This window comes from Novosphingobium sp. fls2-241-R2A-195 (assembly GCF_030209485.1).
GTDB lineage: Bacteria > Pseudomonadota > Alphaproteobacteria > Sphingomonadales > Sphingomonadaceae > Novosphingobium > Novosphingobium resinovorum.
Window position 1 is genome coordinate 20,164 of record NZ_JARVRY010000025.1, and the last position, 16,417, is coordinate 36,580.

Sequence of the window (16,417 nt, forward strand, 5' to 3'; positions counted from 1 at the left end):
TCGGCCGGGTTATGGAAGCGTCGAAGTCTGCCGCAATCCTTCGCCGAGTGCGAGTGCCGCCGATGTCGCGAGGTTCATTGAGCGGACCTGCGGACGCATCGGAATGCGTACGCGGGCCTGGCACGCCTCGGCTACGAATTCGGGCACACCTGCGCTTTCCTTGCCGAACAGCAGCACGTCGTCCGGCCAGAAGCTGAATTCGTAAGCGGATTCGCTGCTCTTCGTCGTGAACAACACCAACCTGCTGGTCCCGACGGTACTCTTGAATGCCGCGAAATCGGCATGCCGCGTCACGCTGACGTGATCGATATAGTCCATCGCCGTCCGGCGGACCCGGCGATCGTCCCACGCGAAGCCCATCGGCTCGATGAGGTCCACCCCGGCGCCGAAACAGGCACACAGCCGCAAGACGGCGCCGACGTTTCCGGCGATTTCCGGTTCGAAGAGAGCAATGCGCATCGTGGCTAATAGGCACCGGGATACGGACCACGCAAGCCCGGCAGCGCAGGATTGCAATGCAATCCCGCGACGTACCAGATCGACTGGACGCCCGACAGCGTCCCCTGCCTGCCGGCCGATCTGCTCAAGTAAGTCCGGTCAGCGCCAGGCGAAGCCCAGCGCCTTCTGGATGGCGACGTAATCGCCCGTCAGGGCGGCGCGCGCGGAGACGAGGTCCTGCTCGGCACGATTGAGGTCGTTGCGGGCGCTGAGCGCGGCTACCTTGGTCGTCGTTCCCGCCTTATAGCGGCTCTGCGCCAGCCGTTCGGTCAGCGCCGCCTTGTCCCGCACTCGCGCCAGCGAGGCGACCGTTACGCGGGCCTCGCGGAACCGTGCAAGGGCGTCTTCCGCATCCTGCAGGGCCGACAGGAGGGCGCCGTCGTAGCGGGCCTCCGCTTCGTCACGGGTCGCCCTGGCCTGTCCGACTTTCGCCTTGGTGCGGCCGAAATCGAGGAAACTCCAGCTCAGCTGCGGCGCTCCGACCGCCACGAAGTCGTCGAGATTGCCCAGATCGCTGATCTTGGTGCCGCCGATGCCGATGAGGCCCATGAACGACAGACGCGGGAAGCGCGCCGCCTCCGCCTGGCCGATTTTCGCGGTATCGGCGGCCAGCGTACGCTCGGCAGCGCGAATATCGGGACGGTGCGCAAGCAGCACCGAAGGGTCCCCCACCGGCACCAAGGCGGGGGGTAAGGGTATCTCACCGCCCCCGGACAGGTCCGCATCGACCGCACCGGGCTGCTGACCGGTCAGCACCGCCAGCGCATTGAAATAGGCGTCCCGCTCGGCTGCCAGAGGGGCGATCCGGGCGCGCGTGGCGTCCAGCTGGCTCTCGGCCTGCGCGACGTCCGCCGCTGTCGCAGTGCCGCGATCGAAGCGCTGGCGGGTGAGCACCAGCATGTCCTGCTGCATCGCCACCGACTGCTCGCCCAGCGCAATGCGCTGCTGGCGATCGCGCAAGTTCAGGTAGCTCTGCGCAACGTTGGCGGAGATGCTGACCTGCACGTCGGCAAGGCTCGCCTCGGTGCCTTCCATCTGTGCGCGCGCGGCTTCGACCGCGCGGCGCTGGCCGCCGAACAGGTCGATCTCCCAGCTCGCGTCGAAGCCGACATTGTAGAGGTTGAGGTCGCTGCTGGAACTGCCGCTTTCCTCTCCGCTGTCACTCGATCCAAGGTTCGCCCCGGGAATGTGCGCATGGGCATAGAGCGCCGAGGCGCTCGCCTTGGGTGCGCTGTTCGCGCGCTGCTCGCCCAGCGCCGCGCGGGCCTGCCGCAACCGGGCTTCGGCAGCGCGAATGTCGGTGTTCCTGGCAAGAGCGCGGGTGATCAGGGCGTCGAGCTGTGGATCGCCGAGGGTCTTCCACCAGTCGGCGACCGGCGGCGCGCTGGTCGTGCCCGCATCGGCGCGCACGAAGGCCGCGCCAGCGGCATCCGATGCCGTCTTGGGCGGCCCGGCATAGTCGGGGCCGACGGTGCAACCGGCCAGCAAGCCGGTGGCGAGGGAAAGCAGCAGAATCTGGGAACGCATGGTCTTCCTCAATGTCCGGACGCCAGCGGCGCGTTCTTGGGCAGCGGGCGCAGGAAAAGCACGAGCGGGATCACGAACACGATCCCCACCGACATGATCCAGAACATGTCGCTGTACGTCATCGTCAGCGCCTGGGTCTGGATCGTCGCCGCGATCGAGCGCAAGGCGCCGCTCCCCTGCCCGGCAACGTAGTCCTGCACCGCCAGCGAGTTGGCGTTGAGGCTCTCCTCGAGCCTGCGGCTATGCAGCCACAGCCGCTGGTCCTGGATGATGGCGATCCCGGCCAGAGCGAACGAGCCGCCCAGGTTGCGCGCGGAATTGTAGAGCCCCGAGGCGTCGCCCGCCTGCTCCGACGGCACCGATCGGATCGCCGCCTGATTCAGGAACATCATGCAGAACACGGTGCCCATGCCGCGCAGCAGCTGGGAATCGGTGAAATCCGAACTGTCGGACGTGGCAGTCAGCCCGGTCTCCAGCCAGGCGCTGAGCGCCAGGATGCACAGCCCGAGGCAGACGGAAATGCGGATGTCCACATTGCGCAGCAGCCAGGGCGTGATCGGCATCATCAGCATCACCGGAATGCCCGAGAGCATCACCACCTGCCCCGCCTGCAGCGAATTGTACCCGGCGATGGTCGCAAGGAACTGCGGGATCGCATAGGACGTGCCGTAAATCACCATGCCGACCACGGTGACCATGGCGACGACGCTGCCGAACTGCCGGTTGAGCAGGAGGCTCAGCCGGATGACAGGTTTGCGCGCAATGACCTGCCCCAGCCCCAGCAAGGCGAAGCCCAGCAGCGAGATCAGCGTCAGTGTGATGATCAGCGAGGATTCGAACCACTGTTCGCGCTCACCCTCTTCCAGCACCACCGTCAGCGCACCCAGCCCCAGCGCAAGGCCGAGGATGCCGAGCCAGTCCGCCTCGCGGATCAGGTGCAGCTTGGCCGGCTGGTGCGGGATCGCGAGGAGCAGCAGCGTCACCAGCGCGATGCCGACCGGCAGGTTCAGGAAGAAGGCGTAGTGCCAGCTCACGTTCTCGGTCAGCCAGCCGCCGAGCACAGGGCCGACCACCGGCCCCAGCAGCGCGGTCGCACCGAACAGGGCGTTGCCTACCGGTTGCTGTGCGCGAGGCAATCGTGTCGCCACGATCGTCATCGCCGTCGGGATCAGCGCACCGCCGGTGAAGCCCTGTCCGATGCGGCCGGCGATCATCATCGGCAGCGTCGTCGAAAGACCGCAGGCGATCGAGAACAGGGTGAACAGGATCGAGGCGACCAGCAGCAGCGTGCGCAGGCCGAGCAGCCGCTCAAGCCAGCCGGAGAGGGGAATGACGATGATCTCCGCCACCAGATAAGCCGTCGCGATCCACGTGCCCTCGGTGCCGCTGGCGCCGATTTCGCCCTGGATCGTCGGCAGCGAACTGTTGACGATCGACACGTCGAGCGTCGCCATGAGCGCACCGAGCGTGCCCGCCGCCACGGCCAGCCAAGCCGCCGCATCAGCGCGCTTTTCAGGTTGAGGCGCGGAAACCGCGTCGTTCACTGCTTGGCGTCCCGGCGCGCCTCTTCCTGAGCGGCGATGCTGTGCTGCGCGCCCTTGGCCGAGATCGTGTCGACGGTGACGACGACCGACAGGCCCGGCACCAGCACGCGCCGCGCTTCGGTGCCCGCGTCGATGGCGATGCGCACCGGCACGCGCTGGACGATCTTGGTGAAGTTGCCCGTGGCATTCTGCGGCGGCAGCAGCGAGAACTGCGCGCCCGTACCCGGCGAGATGCTCTCGACGTGTCCGGCGATCTTCGTGCCGTCCAGCGCGTCGATCTCGATCGTTGCGGGCTGGCCCGGACGCATCAGGCCGATCTGGGTTTCCTTGAAATTGGCGGTGACGTAGAGCTTGGACAGCGGCACCACCGACATCAGCCGCGTACCCGCCTGCACGAACTGCCCGGCACGCACCGTGCGGTCGCCGATCCGGCCCGCAACGCTGCTCTTCAGCACGGTCGACCCTACGTTGACGTGCGCGGCGGCCAGCTGCGCGCGCGCCGCCTCGCCCTGCGCGTCGGCCTGACGGACCTGCGCATTGAGCGAAGCGATCCGGCGCTCGGCCGAAAGCAGCGTGGCGCGCTGTGCATCCGCGACGGCGCGGGCTTTCACCGCCTGATTGCGCAAGCTGGACAGGCGCTCGGCGCTCTCCGCTCCGCTGGCGGCGAGCGGCGCGTAGCGGGCCGCCTCTCCGGCGGCGAAGCGCGCGTCCTGCTCGGCCGAGGCAAGCTGCGCGCGCGCCTGCGCGATGGCCGCTTCCTGCTCGCCGATCGTGGCGCGCACATTGTCGGCATTGGCCTTGGCGACGTCGATCTGGGCCTGATACTGCTGCGCCTGCGCATCGTAGTCACGCGGGTCGATGCGGACGAGTGGCTGGCCCACCTTCACATCCTGGTTGTCACCGACGAGGACCTGCTCGACATAGCCGGAAATCTTGGGAGAGATCGTGACGGCGTCAGCCTGGATATAGGCGTCGTTGGTGTCCTGTTCGAACTTGCCGTACATCTGGTACTGGGCGAGCCAGATGCCGCCTGCGACCAGCACCAGAACGCCTGCCGCCAGCAGGCCCCGGCGCACACCCGGACGCTTGAGCGGCGGCACGCGCTCCTGCCCCTGATTCGCAGCAGACTGTCCCTGCGATTCGCTCAAATCCGTTGCCATCAATCGAAATCCATACCGTTATTGCTGCATCGCAGCGGCGATTGCGCTCGCACTTGCACCTAAGCGCGATGTATGGCAACACCATTTTATATGGTCCCACACTATTTCTCGTCATGAGCATCGAGCACGAAATCCTCGAAGAGATGCGCGATCTGCACCAGCGGATGCATCGCCTGTTCAACGATCGCGTGCGCGAGCGGGGCACGTCCCTTGCGCAGCTCAAGCTGCTGATGCTGCTGGATCGGGCCGGGCCAATCCGCTCGACCGATATAGCCGACACCCTCAATCAGGCGCCGCGCACGGTGACCGAGGCGGTGGATGCGCTTGAACGCGATGGCCTGGCGATGCGCACGCCCGATCCGAACGATCGCCGCGCGAAGCGGATCAGCCTGACGCCGGCCGGGGCGGTGGTGGTGCAGGAAGTCGCGCCTTACCGGGATGCGTTCGCCGCCGAGTTCTTCGAGACTCTTCCGGCAGCGGACATGGCAGAGTTCCTGCGCATCCTGAAAACGCTGAACGACCGGATCATCGAGATGGGCGCGCCAGTCGGCCTGATCCCGGGTGCGGCCTCAGGTCAGTAAGGCGACCGTCAGAGCCGCGATCGTGCCGGTGCACATCACCGCAATGCACAAGATGCGGAATTCGCAGGCGCAAAATACGGATTCCAAACCGTCCATAGCCTCTCTCCATGCCGCCTCATTCTTGAGTGCGTCAGGAAGAATACCACGGACGATAATGGCCCGCCAGCGGCGGCTGACGGGCCATGAATGCATCGCGGCGGCGTTGGCCTACGCCTGTGCGGCGCTCTTGCGCGCGAAGAGGCCGAAGCCCGCGATGACCGCATAGCATAGCGCCGGAAGCACCAGCGCCACGCCGAGATTGCCCCCGGCCGCGTCGGCGATCGCGCCGGTCGCCAGCGGCACGATCGCACCGCCGCAGATCGCGACGTTGATGATGCCCGACCCGTCCGCCGCACGCATGCCCAGCTTGTCGCAGGCGAGGCTGAAGATGGTCGGGAACATGATCGAGTTCATCAGACCCACAGCCAGCAGGGCATAGCCCGAGACATGGCCGCTGGACGTCACCGAAAGAGCGATCAGCGCTATCGCCGCGCAGGCATTGAAAGCCAGCACGATGCCGGGATTCAGCACGCGCAGCACCGCCGAACCGATGAAGCGGCCGACCATCGCTCCGCCCCAGTAGAGGCCGATCAGCTTGCCCGCCGACTGCTCGGGCAGCGCCATCACATGGTCCTGCATCAGATAGCTGACGATGAGCGAGCCTATCGACACTTCCGCCCCGACATACAGGAAGATGCATAGCGCGCCGTAGCCGAAGCGCGGGCGCTTCAGCAGGTCGAAGCCCGCAAAGCCGCCGGTGTCCCCGTGCTTCTCGACCGGGAGACGATTGCGGAACATCCACACGGCTCCCGCGACGATCGCCAGGGCGACCGCGATGCCCAGATAGCCATGCACGATCGCGGCGCTTTCCGCGCGGCGATAGGCGTCGAGCGCCTCTCCGGTCAGGTCATGGGCGGACACCTTGGCCAGACTGCCGAGGATCAGCACCGACCCCGCGATCGGGAAGATCGTGGTGCCCAGCGAATTGAACGCCTGCGCAAATGTCAGACGCGAACTGGTGGTTTCCGGCTTGCCGAGCAGGCTGATCAGCGGGTTCGCCACCACCTGCACGATCACGACCCCCGCCGCGAGCACGAAGTACGCGGCCAGGAACAGCCAGTAGCTCGCGGTCTGCGAGGCCGGGATGAACGCCAGGCAGCCCGCGATCATGATCACCAGACCGGCGGCCGCGCCGCGCATGTAGCCGACCTTACGCACCAGCATCGCGCCCGGAATGCCGATCACCGCATAAGCCGTGAAGAAGCAGAACTGCACCAGCATCGCCTGCGTGTAGCTGAGCGTGAACAGTTCCTTGAGCTTGGGGATGATCACGTCGTTCAGGCTGGTGATGCCGCCGAAGATGAAGAACAGCGCCATCACGAAATAGCGCAGCTCGGCCGCATCGACGTGGCCTCCGGGCACTTCCTCGGCGAATTGCGGATCACTGCTGGTGGACGGCGCCATCGCCATGACTGGGGATTCCTTGTGCTGCGTGTCGGGAGCGGTCGTAGATCAAGCGGGGGTTTCTGCAAGGCCGGTCGCGGAGGAGGGTGCGACCGGCCTTGCTGGGAGGATCAACCCTCCCAAAGCTCTCCGCCCGGCCGCGCCGCCACGGGTTCGCCCGGCTTTTGCGCCGAAGCGACTGCAAGGAATTCGCTCACTGTCCCCTCCCGCTCTGCCGGCGCGCTTGAAGATTGCGCCTGACGTTTGATCTGCTGCATATGTATTTCCAAAAAACAGCGCTGTCATTAAAAAAGATGCTTGCGATTGCAGGTAGAAAGTGACCGCTAACAGGATTGCTTGATACAACGCTGTCTTCATACTGAACCCGCTTCCCGCGTGATGGCGATTGCCTTGCATTCGGGCGGGCTTGGTGAAACAGAGGCCATGCACAAAGCCAATCTGAGGACGCACCGGGGGAAATGAAAAAGGTCACCATCATGGACGTTGCCCGTCAGGCGGGCGTCTCGATGAAAAGCGTCTCCCGGGTCATCAACAACGAAGCGAGCGTCCGCCCCGACCTCAAGGCCAAGGTCGACAAGGCCGTCGCCGAACTGGGTTACCGCCCCAACTTCGCCGCGCGTGCGCTGGCGGCCGGGCGCTCGTTCTTCCTCGGCATCCTGTTCGACAACCCGAGTCCGGGCTACACGCTCCAGATTCTCAACGGCGCTTATGCCGCCTGCCGCGCGGCAGGCTTTCAACTGGTCATCGAGAGCGTCGACACCTCGGCCAGCGACATCCGTGAGACCATGGACGGCCTGCTCGCCAGCGCCCGCCTGGACGGGATGGTCGTCACCCCGCCCGCCTGCGACAACGCGGCCGTGATCGCCGCCCTCGACGCGCGCAAGCTGCCCTACGTCCTGCTCGCCCCGATCCGCGACAATCCCGAAGTCGCCAGCGTCCGCTCGAACGACGCAGCGGCGGTGCACGATCTCGTCCGCCACCTCTGGGGCCTCGGCCACCGCAGGTTCGGCCTGATCGACGGCCCGGCGACGCATGGCGCGAGCCAATGGCGGCGCGAAGCTTTCGTCGCCGCGCTGGAGGAACGTGGCCACGCCCCGTCCGATATCGTCACCGCCACCGGCGAGTTCACGTTTTCCTCCGGGATCGGCGCTGGCCTGCAGATCATGCGCGCGCCCCAGCCGCCGACCGCGATCTTCGCGGAGAACGACGACATGGCTGCCGGTGTTTTCGCCGCCGCCGCGCAGCTGGGCGTCAAGATACCCGATGACCTCTCCGTCGTCGGCTTCGACGACAGCTGGATCGCCCGCAGCGTCTGGCCGGAACTGACAACGATGCGCCAGCCTATCTTCGAAATGGCCGAGGAAGCCGTGCGGCTGCTCCTCGACTTCAGGAAGACCAGCGAAGTCGGCAAGAAGACCTTCGACTGCACCTTGGTGACGAGGGGATCGACCGCGCCTTCTCGCCGCTAGAGCCTGTTGATCTCACATCGGATCGTCATTGCGAGCGAAGCGAAGCAATCCAGGGCGGCGTAGATATCCCTGGATTGGTTCGCTTCGCTCGCGATGACGGCAGAGTGGGTCGATCTCGCGCCGAAGGCGCTCAATCCTCCAGGAACAGCTCTGCGGCGGCGTCGATGATGGCGTCGGCATCGAGGCGGTAGGTCCGGTAAAGGTCGTAGAGGTCGCCGGTCTGCCCGAAGCGGTCGGTGCCGAGCGGGCTGACGCGCATGCCCTTGACCCCGCCCAGCCACGACAGCGCCCCCGGCGATCCGTCGAGCACCGTCACCAGCCCCGCCCCCGGCGCCAGCGCGCCCAGCAAGGCTTCGGCATGGCTCGGCGCCTGCTTCTGCCCGTTCCAGCGCGCCGCCCGCCGCGCCGACCAGCCCCGATGGAGCAGGTCCGGCGAAGTCACGTTGAGCAGGCCGATACCCGGCAGGTCTTCCGCCAGTTGCTCCCACGCCGCCAGCGCCTCGGGCGCGACGACGCCGGAGAAGGCGATCGCCGCCTGCGCGTCCGGACCCGGCTTCTTCAGCCAGTATCCGCCCTTCAAGGCATCGGCCTGCCAGTCGTCGTCCTCGCGCTCCACCTGCGGGATCGCGCGGGTGGAGAGGCGCAGGTAGACCGAGCCGCCGTCCTCGCGCTGCATGTGGTCGAACGACCAGCCCATGATGAGCGCGAGTTCGTCGGCGAAAGCCGGATCGAACGCCGTCAGCCCCGGCTGGCCCATGCCGATCAGCGGCGTGTTGATCGACTGGTGCGCGCCGCCCTCCGCCGCCAGCGTCAGGCCCGAGGGCGTGCCCACCAGCAGGAACCGCGAGTCCTGATAGCAACCATAGTTCAGCGCATCGAGCCCGCGCGAGATGAACGGATCGTAGACCGTCCCCACCGGCAGCAGCCGCGTGCCGAAGTGCGGCCCGGCCAGCCCCAGCGAGGCGAGCATGATGAAGAAGTTGTTCTCGGCGATGCCCAGTTCGATGTGCTGGCCCGCCCCGTGCGCCGACCACTTCTGCGCCGAAGGGATCTTCGCCTTCTGGAACACGTCGGCCAGTTCCTGCCGCCGGAACAGCCCGCGCTGGTTGACGAAGCCGCCGAGGTTGGTGGTCTGCGTGACGTCGGGCGCGGTGGTGACGATGCGGTCGGCCAGTTCCTCGCCCGACTTGGCGATGTCGAGCAGGATGCGCCCGAAGGCCGCCTGCGTCGATTGCTCCGCGCCTTCGGGCGCCGGCAGCGCGGGCACGGCAACCATCGGCGCCAGGGGCTCGGCGGGCTTGCGGGCGATCGGGCTGGCCTTGACGAAAGCGTCGAGCGCGGCGGCGGCATTGTCGCCAAGGCCGCCCCAGGGTTCCCATTCCTGCCCTTCCGGCACGCCCATCAGGCTGCGGAACTGCTCCATCTGGGGCGGGTTCATCATGCCCGAATGGTTGTCCTTGTGCCCCGCCAGCGGTAGCCCGTGGCCCTTGACGGTGTAGGCGATGAACAGCGTCGGCCGGTCATCGTCGCAGGCATCGAAGGCGTCGATCAGGCTCTCGATGCAGTGGCCGCCAAGGTTCGTCATCAGCGCCGCCAGCGCATCGTCGTCGTAGCTGTCCAGCAGCTTGCGCACTTGCGCCTTGCCGCCGATGTCGGCCATCAGCCGCGCCCGCCATGCCGCGCCGCCCTGATAGGTCAGCACCGCGAAGTCGGCATTGGGGCACTGGTCGATCCATTCCTCGATCGCCTTGCCGCCGGGCTTTGCGAAAGCCTCGCGCTGCAGCTTGCCGTACTTGAGCGTGACGACGCGCCAGCCGCAGGTCTCGAAGATGTCGTCGAAGCGGCGGAACATGCGGTCGGCCGTCGTGCTGTCGAGCGATTGGCGGTTGTAGTCCACCACCCACCAGCAATTGCGCAAGTCGTGCTTGTAGCCTTCGATGAGGCATTCGTAGATGTTGCCTTCGTCGAGTTCGGCATCGCCCATCAGCGCGATCATCCGGCCTGCGTCTTCCTCACGGACCTGCCCATGCGCGACGAGGTAGTCCTGCACGAGGCTGGAGAACGCCGTCACCGCGACGCCGAGACCGACCGAACCGGTCGAAAAGTCGACGGGGATCGTGTCCTTGGTGCGCGAGGGATAGCTCTGCACGCCGCCGAGGCCGCGAAAGCGCTCCAGCTTCTCGCGCGTCTGCTCGCCCAGCAGATAGTGGATGGCGTGGAGCACCGGCCCGGCGTGCGGCTTCACCGCCACCTTGTCCTGCGGGCGCAGCGCGTGGAAATAGAGCGCGGACATGATCGCCGTCATCGAGGCGCAGCTGGCCTGATGCCCGCCGACTTTCAGGCCATCGCGCTTGGGGCGCAGGTGGTTGGCGTTGTGGATCGTCCATGCCGAAAGCCACAGCAGCCGCTTCTCCAGTGCCTCCAGCGTCGCGACAAGGTCGGCGCGGGTCTGGGTGATCGTGTCGGCCATCTGCTCATGCTCCCTGAATGGCGCTCGAGCGCCATCGCGGCAGGATACGCCCGTCAGGCTTCGCATGTCCTTGCGTGTTCGGCCTCTCGGCGCGTATCCATTGGCAGAACCTGCCGATAACTCCACAATGGACGCCATAATCATGCCATCATCGCTGGACTCGATTGACCGCCGGATTCTCGACGAGCTGCAGTCGGACGGGCGTATCACCAATCAGGAATTGTCGGAGCGGGTCGGCCTGTCCCCCTCCCCCTGCCTGCGCCGCCTCAAGCAGCTGGAAGGCGAAGGCGTGATCACCCGCTACGTCGCGCTGGTCGATCCCGAGACGGTAGGTCTTGGCGTCACCGCCTTCGTCCGCGTGCGGCTCGACCAGCAGGACGACCGCCACCTCGAAGCCTTCGAGACCGCGATCATGCAGTTTCCCGAGGTGATGGAATGCTACCTGATGACCGGGGAGGCGGACTATCAGTTGCGGCTGCTGGTGCCTTCGCTGGGCACTTTCGAGGATTTCCTGCGCAACAGGCTGACCCGGATCGAGGGAGTCTCGCAAGTCACCACCAGCTTTGCACTAAGGCCGGTGGTGTACCGGACGAAAATCCCGGTGTGATGGCGGCAGGCTGCGCCTGCTAATCCGCAACATTTGCTCCCCACTCATCGTCATTGCGAGCGTAGCGAAGCAATCCAAGGCGGCGTTCAACTGCCTTGGATTGCTTCGCTACGCTCGCAATGACGAATGGTGTAGTAATTGATCACGGCGACCCCGAAGGACTCGGCGCGACCGATGATCTCGGTGCGGGTGAAGCGCTGCCGCTCGGCTCGATGCGCAGGCCCTGCCCGTCCAGCGTCACGTCGAGCGGCACCCCTTCGACCTTGGTGCTCAGCACTGCCTGTCCGTTCTCGATGCGGATGTGGTTGTCGTCGCCCACCGGAATGTCGCCGAGGTCCGGCACGTCGAGCGGCTGGACCGGGCCGTCCGGATCGGCAGCCTTGCGCGGCGGCGCGGCCTTCTCGCCCAATGCCTCGCGCATGAAGTCGCGCCAGATGCGCGCCGGGACGGTGCCGCCGGAGACCCCGTTCAGCGGCGAATTATCGTCCTTGCCGACCCAGACGCCGACGACGAGATCACCCGAATAGCCCACGAAGAGCGCATCGCGGTTCTCCTGACTGGTGCCGGTCTTGCCGAAGTTCGGCGCCTGCAACATCGCCGCACGGCCGGTGCCGCGATTGACGGTCGCGCGCAGCATGCCCTCGATCGCCTCGTGATCATGCTTCGAGAGCGAGCGCTTGCCGTCGAGCAACCAGTCGAACCAGCCCGCCTCCGGCACCGGGAAGGCGCGCGGCTCGACCGGGAAGCTGTTGGCGGCGACGCCCGCATAGGCGGAGGTCAGTTCCAGCAGCGTCATCGTCGCGGTGCCGAGCGCAAGGCTGGGATCGCCCATCGGCAGCGGCGAAGACACGCCGAGCCGCCGCGCCATGTCGATCACCGACTCGTCCCCGACCCGGTTGAACAGCCGCACCGCTGCGACGTTGCTGGACCGCGCGAAGGCGTCCTCCAGCGTGATCGTCGGCGAATAGGCCCCGCCGGCGTTCTGCGGTCGGTAGGAGCCGGTCTCGATCGGCGTGTTGGGGATCGTATCTTCGGGGCTCATCCCGGACTTGATCGCGGCGAGGTAGACGAACAGCTTGAAGGTCGAGCCCGGCTGGCGGCGCGCCTGCGTGACGCGGTTGAACGGGCTTTGCGAATAGTCCCGCCCGCCGACCATGGCGACGACCTCTCCGTTGCGGCGCATGGCCACGAGCGCGACTTGCGTGCCTGCAGGAACCTGCCGGGTGGCGCGGTGCGCGGCGGCTTGCAGGCGCGAATCCAGCGTGGTGCGATAGGACTCGGCGTGGCCCGCCGCTTCGAGCTGGCGCGCCTGCGGCAGCGCCCAGTCGGCGAAGTAGGTGCCGGTCGGAAGCTCGGCCCGGTTGCGCACGTCGAGACGGGGCGTGGATACGGCCTTCGCGTGCTGCGGGGTCATGTATCCCGCATCGGCCATGGCTTGCAGGACCACCCGCATGCGCTTCTCGGACGCGGCGAAGTTGTTGGTCGGCGCCAGGCGCGAGGGAGCCTTCATCAGCCCTGCCAGCAGCGCCGCCTGCCCCTCGGTCAGCTTCTCGGGCTGGCGGTGGAAGTAGTGCAGCGAGGCCGCGCGGATGCCGTAGGTATTGTCGCCGAAGTAGGCGTTGGAAAGGTAGCGCTCGAGGATCTCGTCCTTGGTCAGCCATGCCTCCAGCCAGAACGCGATCAGCATCTCGCGCGCCTTGCGCGTGAGGCTGCGCTCCGAACTGAGGAACGTGAACTTGGCCAGCTGCTGCGTGATGGTGGAGCCGCCCTGCGTATTCCCGCCGGTCACGTTGCTGAGCGCGGCGCGGGCGATGCCGCGCGGGTCGATGCCCCAGTGCGAATAGAACCGCCGGTCCTCGATCGCCAGGAACGCCTGCACGACGTGCGGCGGCAGGTCCTTTACCTTGACCGGATCGTCGGTGACCGCGCCGTTGCGGGCGATCGGCGTACCGTCGGCGGCGAGCAGGGTGATCTCGGGCGGCGCGATCGGCTGGAGCGACTTGGACAGCGGCGCGGTGACCGCGAGATAGCCCACGGTCAGCACGAACAGCGCCAGAACCCCCGCGAAAGTGCGGACGATGCGCTGCTTCCACGTCCAGCGGTGCCACGGCAGAAGCCGCCACAGCCATGCCAACAGTCGGCGCGGCCAAGTGCGCCACCCCCTGCCTTCGGGCAAGGGGGTCTCGACGAGCACGTTGTCCAGTTCGGGCTCGCGGGGGTCGGCGGCTATATGGCGGGAAAGCTCCATTGCCGCCTGCGTTTAGCTGATTCTCCCGGCAAACGCATCCGGGGTTTCGACGAAAGGCGTACAGCGCCCTGCCATCGTCGTCAGGTCGCCTTTTCGGGATAGGGCATGATGATCGTGCCGTCGGGCGCGGCGGTGAAGGTCGTCTGCGTGGGATAGGGGATCGCAATGCCCTCCTGCGCGAACCGCCTGACGATCGCCACCATCAACCGGTCGCGCAAGGGGTGGGCGATGCCCCAGTCCTTGCCGGGCACGTCCACCAGCAGGCTGAAATCGAGCGAACTGGCGCCGAAGCTCTCGAAACCGGCGCGCGATGCCTTGCCGCCTTCCGCCTCGACAAGTTCGGTCAGGATGCCCGGAATGCGCGCCAGCGTCTCCGGCGGGGTCTCGTAGGCGACGCCGATGGTGAACGGCAGGCGGATGTGGTCACGCCCGCTAACGTTCAGGATTTCCTTGTCGAGCAGGTTCTTGTTGGCGATGATCCGCAGCTCGCCGGTATAGGCGCGGATGCGGGTGGACTTGAGCCCGATCGCCTCGATCACGCCCGAACTGGTGCCGAAGCTGATCTGGTCGCCCTTGCTGAAGGGGCGGTCGAAGATGATCGCCAGCGCCGCGAAAAGATCAGCGAAGATGCCTTGCGCCGCCAGACCGATGGCGATGCCACCGACGCCCAGACCCGCGACGAGGCCGGTGACGTTGACGCCGATGTTGTCGAGCAGAACCACCGTCGCCACCGCGAAGACGACCACGCTCACCAGCAGGCGGATGAGGCCCATGGCGTTGATGATCGCCTCGCCCTTGAAGTGCTCGGCCGAAGTCTTGTGCTCGATCGCGCCGAGGATGAACTCGCGCGCCCAGATCGCGCCCTGCAGCACGGCGGCGAGGGTGAAGAAGAAGGTCACCATCCGGTCGATCATCGGCGGCGTCTGCGCGTAGCCGTCGACCGCGCGGATCGCGACCATGATGATGAAATAGTTGGTCGTCTTGTTGACCACCCGGCCGACGATGGTGAGCCAGTCGCCGCGCCCGCGCTCTTCCCGGCACAACCGCGCGCCGAGGCGGCGTAGCGCGTAAAGCGCCGAGACGATGGCGACGGCGATGGCCACCGCGATGATGATCTGCAGCCAGTAGGTCTGGAACCACGCGAAGGTCGAATTCGACAAGTCGCGGACCTGCACGGAAATGTCGGGAATGGGGGACTTCGCGGGAGCCGGAGTGGCGGCGGGGGCAGCTGCCGCTGCGGCGATAGTGGTGATTACGCTCATCGCGTGCTCGTGATCCTGCGTCTGTGGCGCCGGCTGCGGATGGCGACCCGAACCGGCGGATGGGCGACGCTCCCGAAGCGAAACGGAGCGTCGGCGCGGGCTTTTGAAATGAACGGCCCTCGACTTTGTTCCCGTATCGGGACCGCCCGGGCGGGTCAAACCTTGCGGCTTTGCCGCTTATACCCTAAGGGGGTATAGGTATGGCACATCTCGGCAAGGACAATCAGGCGCTCATCATGCGGATACGTCGCATGGTCGGGCAGTTGCAGGCGGTCGAGCGTTCGCTCGTCGAGGGCGAGGACTGCGCGAAAGTGCTGCTGCAGAGCGCGGCGGTGCGCGGCGCGGTCAACGGCTTCATCGACGAACTGATCGAGGATCACCTGCGCACCCACGTCTCCGCGCCCGACCTCTCCGATGCCGAGCGCGAGGACGGCGTGCAGGCCGTGATCGCCGCCATCCGCCGTTACGCGAAGTAGAAAGACCGCATTTCCCATGGCTTCCCTGCCTCACCCATCCGTTCACGATCACGATTTCCTCGGCGCCTCGCACGACGCCAACGCCCGCCGGACGCAGTGGGTCGTCGTGCTCACCGCCGTCATGATGGTGGGCGAGATCGTCGCCGGATATGCCACCGGATCGATGGCGCTGCTCGCCGACGGGTTCCACATGGCAACCCATGCCGGAGCGCTCGGCGTCGCCGCGTTGGCCTATCGCTATGCCCGCAGGCACCGCCGAAATCCGGCCTTCAGCTTCGGGACCGGCAAGGTCGGTGACCTCGCCGGCTTCGCCTCGGCTCTGGTTCTGGCGCTGTTCGCGGTGGGGATCGGGGTGGAATCCGTGGAGCGCCTGCTCAACCCCGGCCCGGTGGCGTTCGGGGACGCCACCATCGTCGCGGTGATCGGCCTGATCGTGAACATCGTCAGCGCCCTGCTGCTGTCGGGCGACCATCACCACCATGGGCACGGGCATGGGCACCATCATGAGCACGCTCATGATCACGGGCATCATCACGGCCACGCGCACAACGACAACAACTTGCGCTCGGCCTACCTGCACGTGCTGGCCGATGCGCTCACCTCGGTCATGGCTATCGTCGCGTTGCTGGCCGGGCGCTATCTGGGCTGGACCTTCCTCGACCCGCTGATGGGCGTGGTCGGCGCGGTCGTCATTGCGCGCTGGTCATGGTCGCTGATGAAGGACACCGCCGCCATCCTGCTCGACCGCACCGACGACCACGTCGCGGAAGAAGTGCGCGAGGCCATCGAAGGCCCCGGCGACGCGCGCATCACCGACCTCCACGTCTGGCGCATCGGCCCCGACGCCCATGCCGCGATCATATCGGCCAGTTCGGCACGCGACCATGGCGAACTGCGCCGCCGCCTCGCGCCGGTGCATGAACTGCGCCACGTCTCGATCGAGCGACATTGAGGGCAGGCGTCGTCCACACCCCTCGTCATTGCGAGCGTAGCGAAGCAATCCAGGGCGGCGTTCAACTGCCCTGGATTGCTTCGCTACGCTCGCAATGACGAGGAAGGGGTGAGCCAGGCC

14 protein-coding genes are annotated in these 16,417 nt (G+C 66.6%); 5 read left to right on the plus strand and 9 right to left on the minus strand.

All coding sequences use genetic code 11. From position 1 onward, the window contains the following. Positions 1–9: 9 nt before the first annotated feature. From QRN25_RS18860 to QRN25_RS18875, 4 genes are all read right to left on the minus strand, one after another. The gene (locus QRN25_RS18860; RefSeq protein WP_271183805.1) at positions 10–459 is read right to left on the minus strand and encodes a tRNA (cytidine(34)-2'-O)-methyltransferase; all 450 of its coding nucleotides are present in this window, start codon (positions 457–459) and stop codon (positions 10–12) included. A gap of 138 nt (positions 460–597) precedes the next feature. Continuing rightward, positions 598–2,025 carry an efflux transporter outer membrane subunit gene (locus tag QRN25_RS18865; protein WP_285020782.1) on the minus strand — a complete coding sequence of 476 codons (1,428 nt, stop codon included), beginning with the start codon at positions 2,023–2,025 and terminating at the stop codon, positions 598–600. An 8-nt stretch (positions 2,026–2,033) separates the two neighbouring features. Beyond that, entirely contained in the window at positions 2,034–3,569 is a 1,536-nt protein-coding gene (locus QRN25_RS18870; RefSeq protein WP_285020784.1) for an MDR family MFS transporter, read from the minus strand. Beyond that, positions 3,566–4,729, minus strand: coding sequence for an HlyD family secretion protein (locus tag QRN25_RS18875; protein ID WP_285020785.1), 1,164 nt, complete (start codon positions 4,727–4,729; stop codon positions 3,566–3,568). Before QRN25_RS18875 ends, QRN25_RS18870 begins: the two co-directional genes overlap by 4 nt. Positions 4,730–4,842: 113 nt before the next feature. On the opposite strand from QRN25_RS18875, the gene QRN25_RS18880 reads away from it, so the two are divergent. Beyond that, positions 4,843–5,310: a MarR family winged helix-turn-helix transcriptional regulator gene (locus QRN25_RS18880; RefSeq protein WP_285020786.1), complete on the plus strand. Its 468-nt coding sequence runs from the start codon at positions 4,843–4,845 to the stop codon at positions 5,308–5,310. 207 nt (positions 5,311–5,517) lie between these two features. Here the strand turns inward: QRN25_RS18880 and QRN25_RS18885 are convergent, their stop codons facing one another. Both QRN25_RS18885 and QRN25_RS18890 read right to left on the minus strand, forming a co-directional pair. Continuing rightward, positions 5,518–6,819 carry a sugar MFS transporter gene (locus QRN25_RS18885; protein ID WP_036529039.1) on the minus strand — a complete coding sequence of 434 codons (1,302 nt, stop codon included), beginning with the start codon at positions 6,817–6,819 and terminating at the stop codon, positions 5,518–5,520. Between the two features lie 104 nt (positions 6,820–6,923). Next, positions 6,924–7,070, minus strand: a complete 147-nt coding sequence (locus QRN25_RS18890; RefSeq protein WP_285020787.1) for a hypothetical protein — start codon at positions 7,068–7,070, stop codon at positions 6,924–6,926. Between the two features lie 201 nt (positions 7,071–7,271). Between QRN25_RS18890 and QRN25_RS18895 the strand changes: the two genes are divergently transcribed. Next, complete coding sequence (locus QRN25_RS18895; protein ID WP_285020788.1) at positions 7,272–8,282, plus strand: LacI family DNA-binding transcriptional regulator; 1,011 nt, start codon at positions 7,272–7,274, stop codon at positions 8,280–8,282. Positions 8,283–8,412: 130 nt separating this feature from the next. On the opposite strand, the gene QRN25_RS18900 is transcribed toward QRN25_RS18895, so the two are convergent. After that, positions 8,413–10,752, minus strand: coding sequence for a thiamine pyrophosphate-binding protein (locus tag QRN25_RS18900; RefSeq protein WP_285020790.1), 2,340 nt, complete (start codon positions 10,750–10,752; stop codon positions 8,413–8,415). 142 nt (positions 10,753–10,894) lie between these two features. On the opposite strand from QRN25_RS18900, the gene QRN25_RS18905 reads away from it, so the two are divergent. Beyond that, positions 10,895–11,359, plus strand: a complete 465-nt coding sequence (locus QRN25_RS18905) for an Lrp/AsnC family transcriptional regulator (protein ID WP_285020792.1) — start codon at positions 10,895–10,897, stop codon at positions 11,357–11,359. A gap of 142 nt (positions 11,360–11,501) precedes the next feature. On the opposite strand, the gene QRN25_RS18910 is transcribed toward QRN25_RS18905, so the two are convergent. Both QRN25_RS18910 and QRN25_RS18915 read right to left on the minus strand, forming a co-directional pair. Beyond that, positions 11,502–13,607 carry a transglycosylase domain-containing protein gene (locus QRN25_RS18910; protein ID WP_285020793.1) on the minus strand — a complete coding sequence of 702 codons (2,106 nt, stop codon included), beginning with the start codon at positions 13,605–13,607 and terminating at the stop codon, positions 11,502–11,504. Positions 13,608–13,687: 80 nt separating this feature from the next. Next, positions 13,688–14,869 carry a mechanosensitive ion channel family protein gene (locus QRN25_RS18915; RefSeq protein ID WP_285020795.1) on the minus strand — a complete coding sequence of 394 codons (1,182 nt, stop codon included), beginning with the start codon at positions 14,867–14,869 and terminating at the stop codon, positions 13,688–13,690. A 200-nt stretch (positions 14,870–15,069) separates the two neighbouring features. On the opposite strand from QRN25_RS18915, the gene QRN25_RS18920 reads away from it, so the two are divergent. Together QRN25_RS18920 and dmeF are read left to right on the plus strand one after the other, a co-directional pair. Further along, positions 15,070–15,345: a metal/formaldehyde-sensitive transcriptional repressor gene (locus tag QRN25_RS18920; protein WP_008832657.1), complete on the plus strand. Its 276-nt coding sequence runs from the start codon at positions 15,070–15,072 to the stop codon at positions 15,343–15,345. Between the two features lie 16 nt (positions 15,346–15,361). Then, positions 15,362–16,297 (plus strand): CDF family Co(II)/Ni(II) efflux transporter DmeF, encoded by a 936-nt coding sequence (dmeF, locus tag QRN25_RS18925; protein WP_271183795.1) that lies wholly within the window; start codon positions 15,362–15,364, stop codon positions 16,295–16,297. Positions 16,298–16,417 lie beyond the last annotated feature (120 nt).

What these genes read in the sequence shown, in the direction of transcription:
- QRN25_RS18860 (WP_271183805.1), bottom strand. Translation starts at nt 459, where the DNA reads ATGCGCATTGCTCTCTTCGAACCGGAAATCGCCGGAAACGTCGGCGCC.
- QRN25_RS18865 (WP_285020782.1), bottom strand. Translation starts at nt 2,025, where the DNA reads ATGCGTTCCCAGATTCTGCTGCTTTCCCTCGCCACCGGCTTGCTGGCC.
- QRN25_RS18875 (WP_285020785.1), bottom strand. Translation starts at nt 4,729, where the DNA reads ATGGCAACGGATTTGAGCGAATCGCAGGGACAGTCTGCTGCGAATCAG.
- QRN25_RS18880 (WP_285020786.1), top strand. Translation starts at nt 4,843, where the DNA reads ATGAGCATCGAGCACGAAATCCTCGAAGAGATGCGCGATCTGCACCAG.
- QRN25_RS18885 (WP_036529039.1), bottom strand. Translation starts at nt 6,819, where the DNA reads ATGGCGATGGCGCCGTCCACCAGCAGTGATCCGCAATTCGCCGAGGAA.
- QRN25_RS18890 (WP_285020787.1), bottom strand. Translation starts at nt 7,070, where the DNA reads ATGCAGCAGATCAAACGTCAGGCGCAATCTTCAAGCGCGCCGGCAGAG.
- QRN25_RS18895 (WP_285020788.1), top strand. Translation starts at nt 7,272, where the DNA reads ATGAAAAAGGTCACCATCATGGACGTTGCCCGTCAGGCGGGCGTCTCG.
- QRN25_RS18900 (WP_285020790.1), bottom strand. Translation starts at nt 10,752, where the DNA reads ATGGCCGACACGATCACCCAGACCCGCGCCGACCTTGTCGCGACGCTG.
- QRN25_RS18905 (WP_285020792.1), top strand. Translation starts at nt 10,895, where the DNA reads ATGCCATCATCGCTGGACTCGATTGACCGCCGGATTCTCGACGAGCTG.
- QRN25_RS18910 (WP_285020793.1), bottom strand. Translation starts at nt 13,607, where the DNA reads ATGGAGCTTTCCCGCCATATAGCCGCCGACCCCCGCGAGCCCGAACTG.
- QRN25_RS18915 (WP_285020795.1), bottom strand. Translation starts at nt 14,869, where the DNA reads ATGAGCGTAATCACCACTATCGCCGCAGCGGCAGCTGCCCCCGCCGCC.
- QRN25_RS18920 (WP_008832657.1), top strand. Translation starts at nt 15,070, where the DNA reads ATGGCACATCTCGGCAAGGACAATCAGGCGCTCATCATGCGGATACGT.
- dmeF (WP_271183795.1), top strand. Translation starts at nt 15,362, where the DNA reads ATGGCTTCCCTGCCTCACCCATCCGTTCACGATCACGATTTCCTCGGC.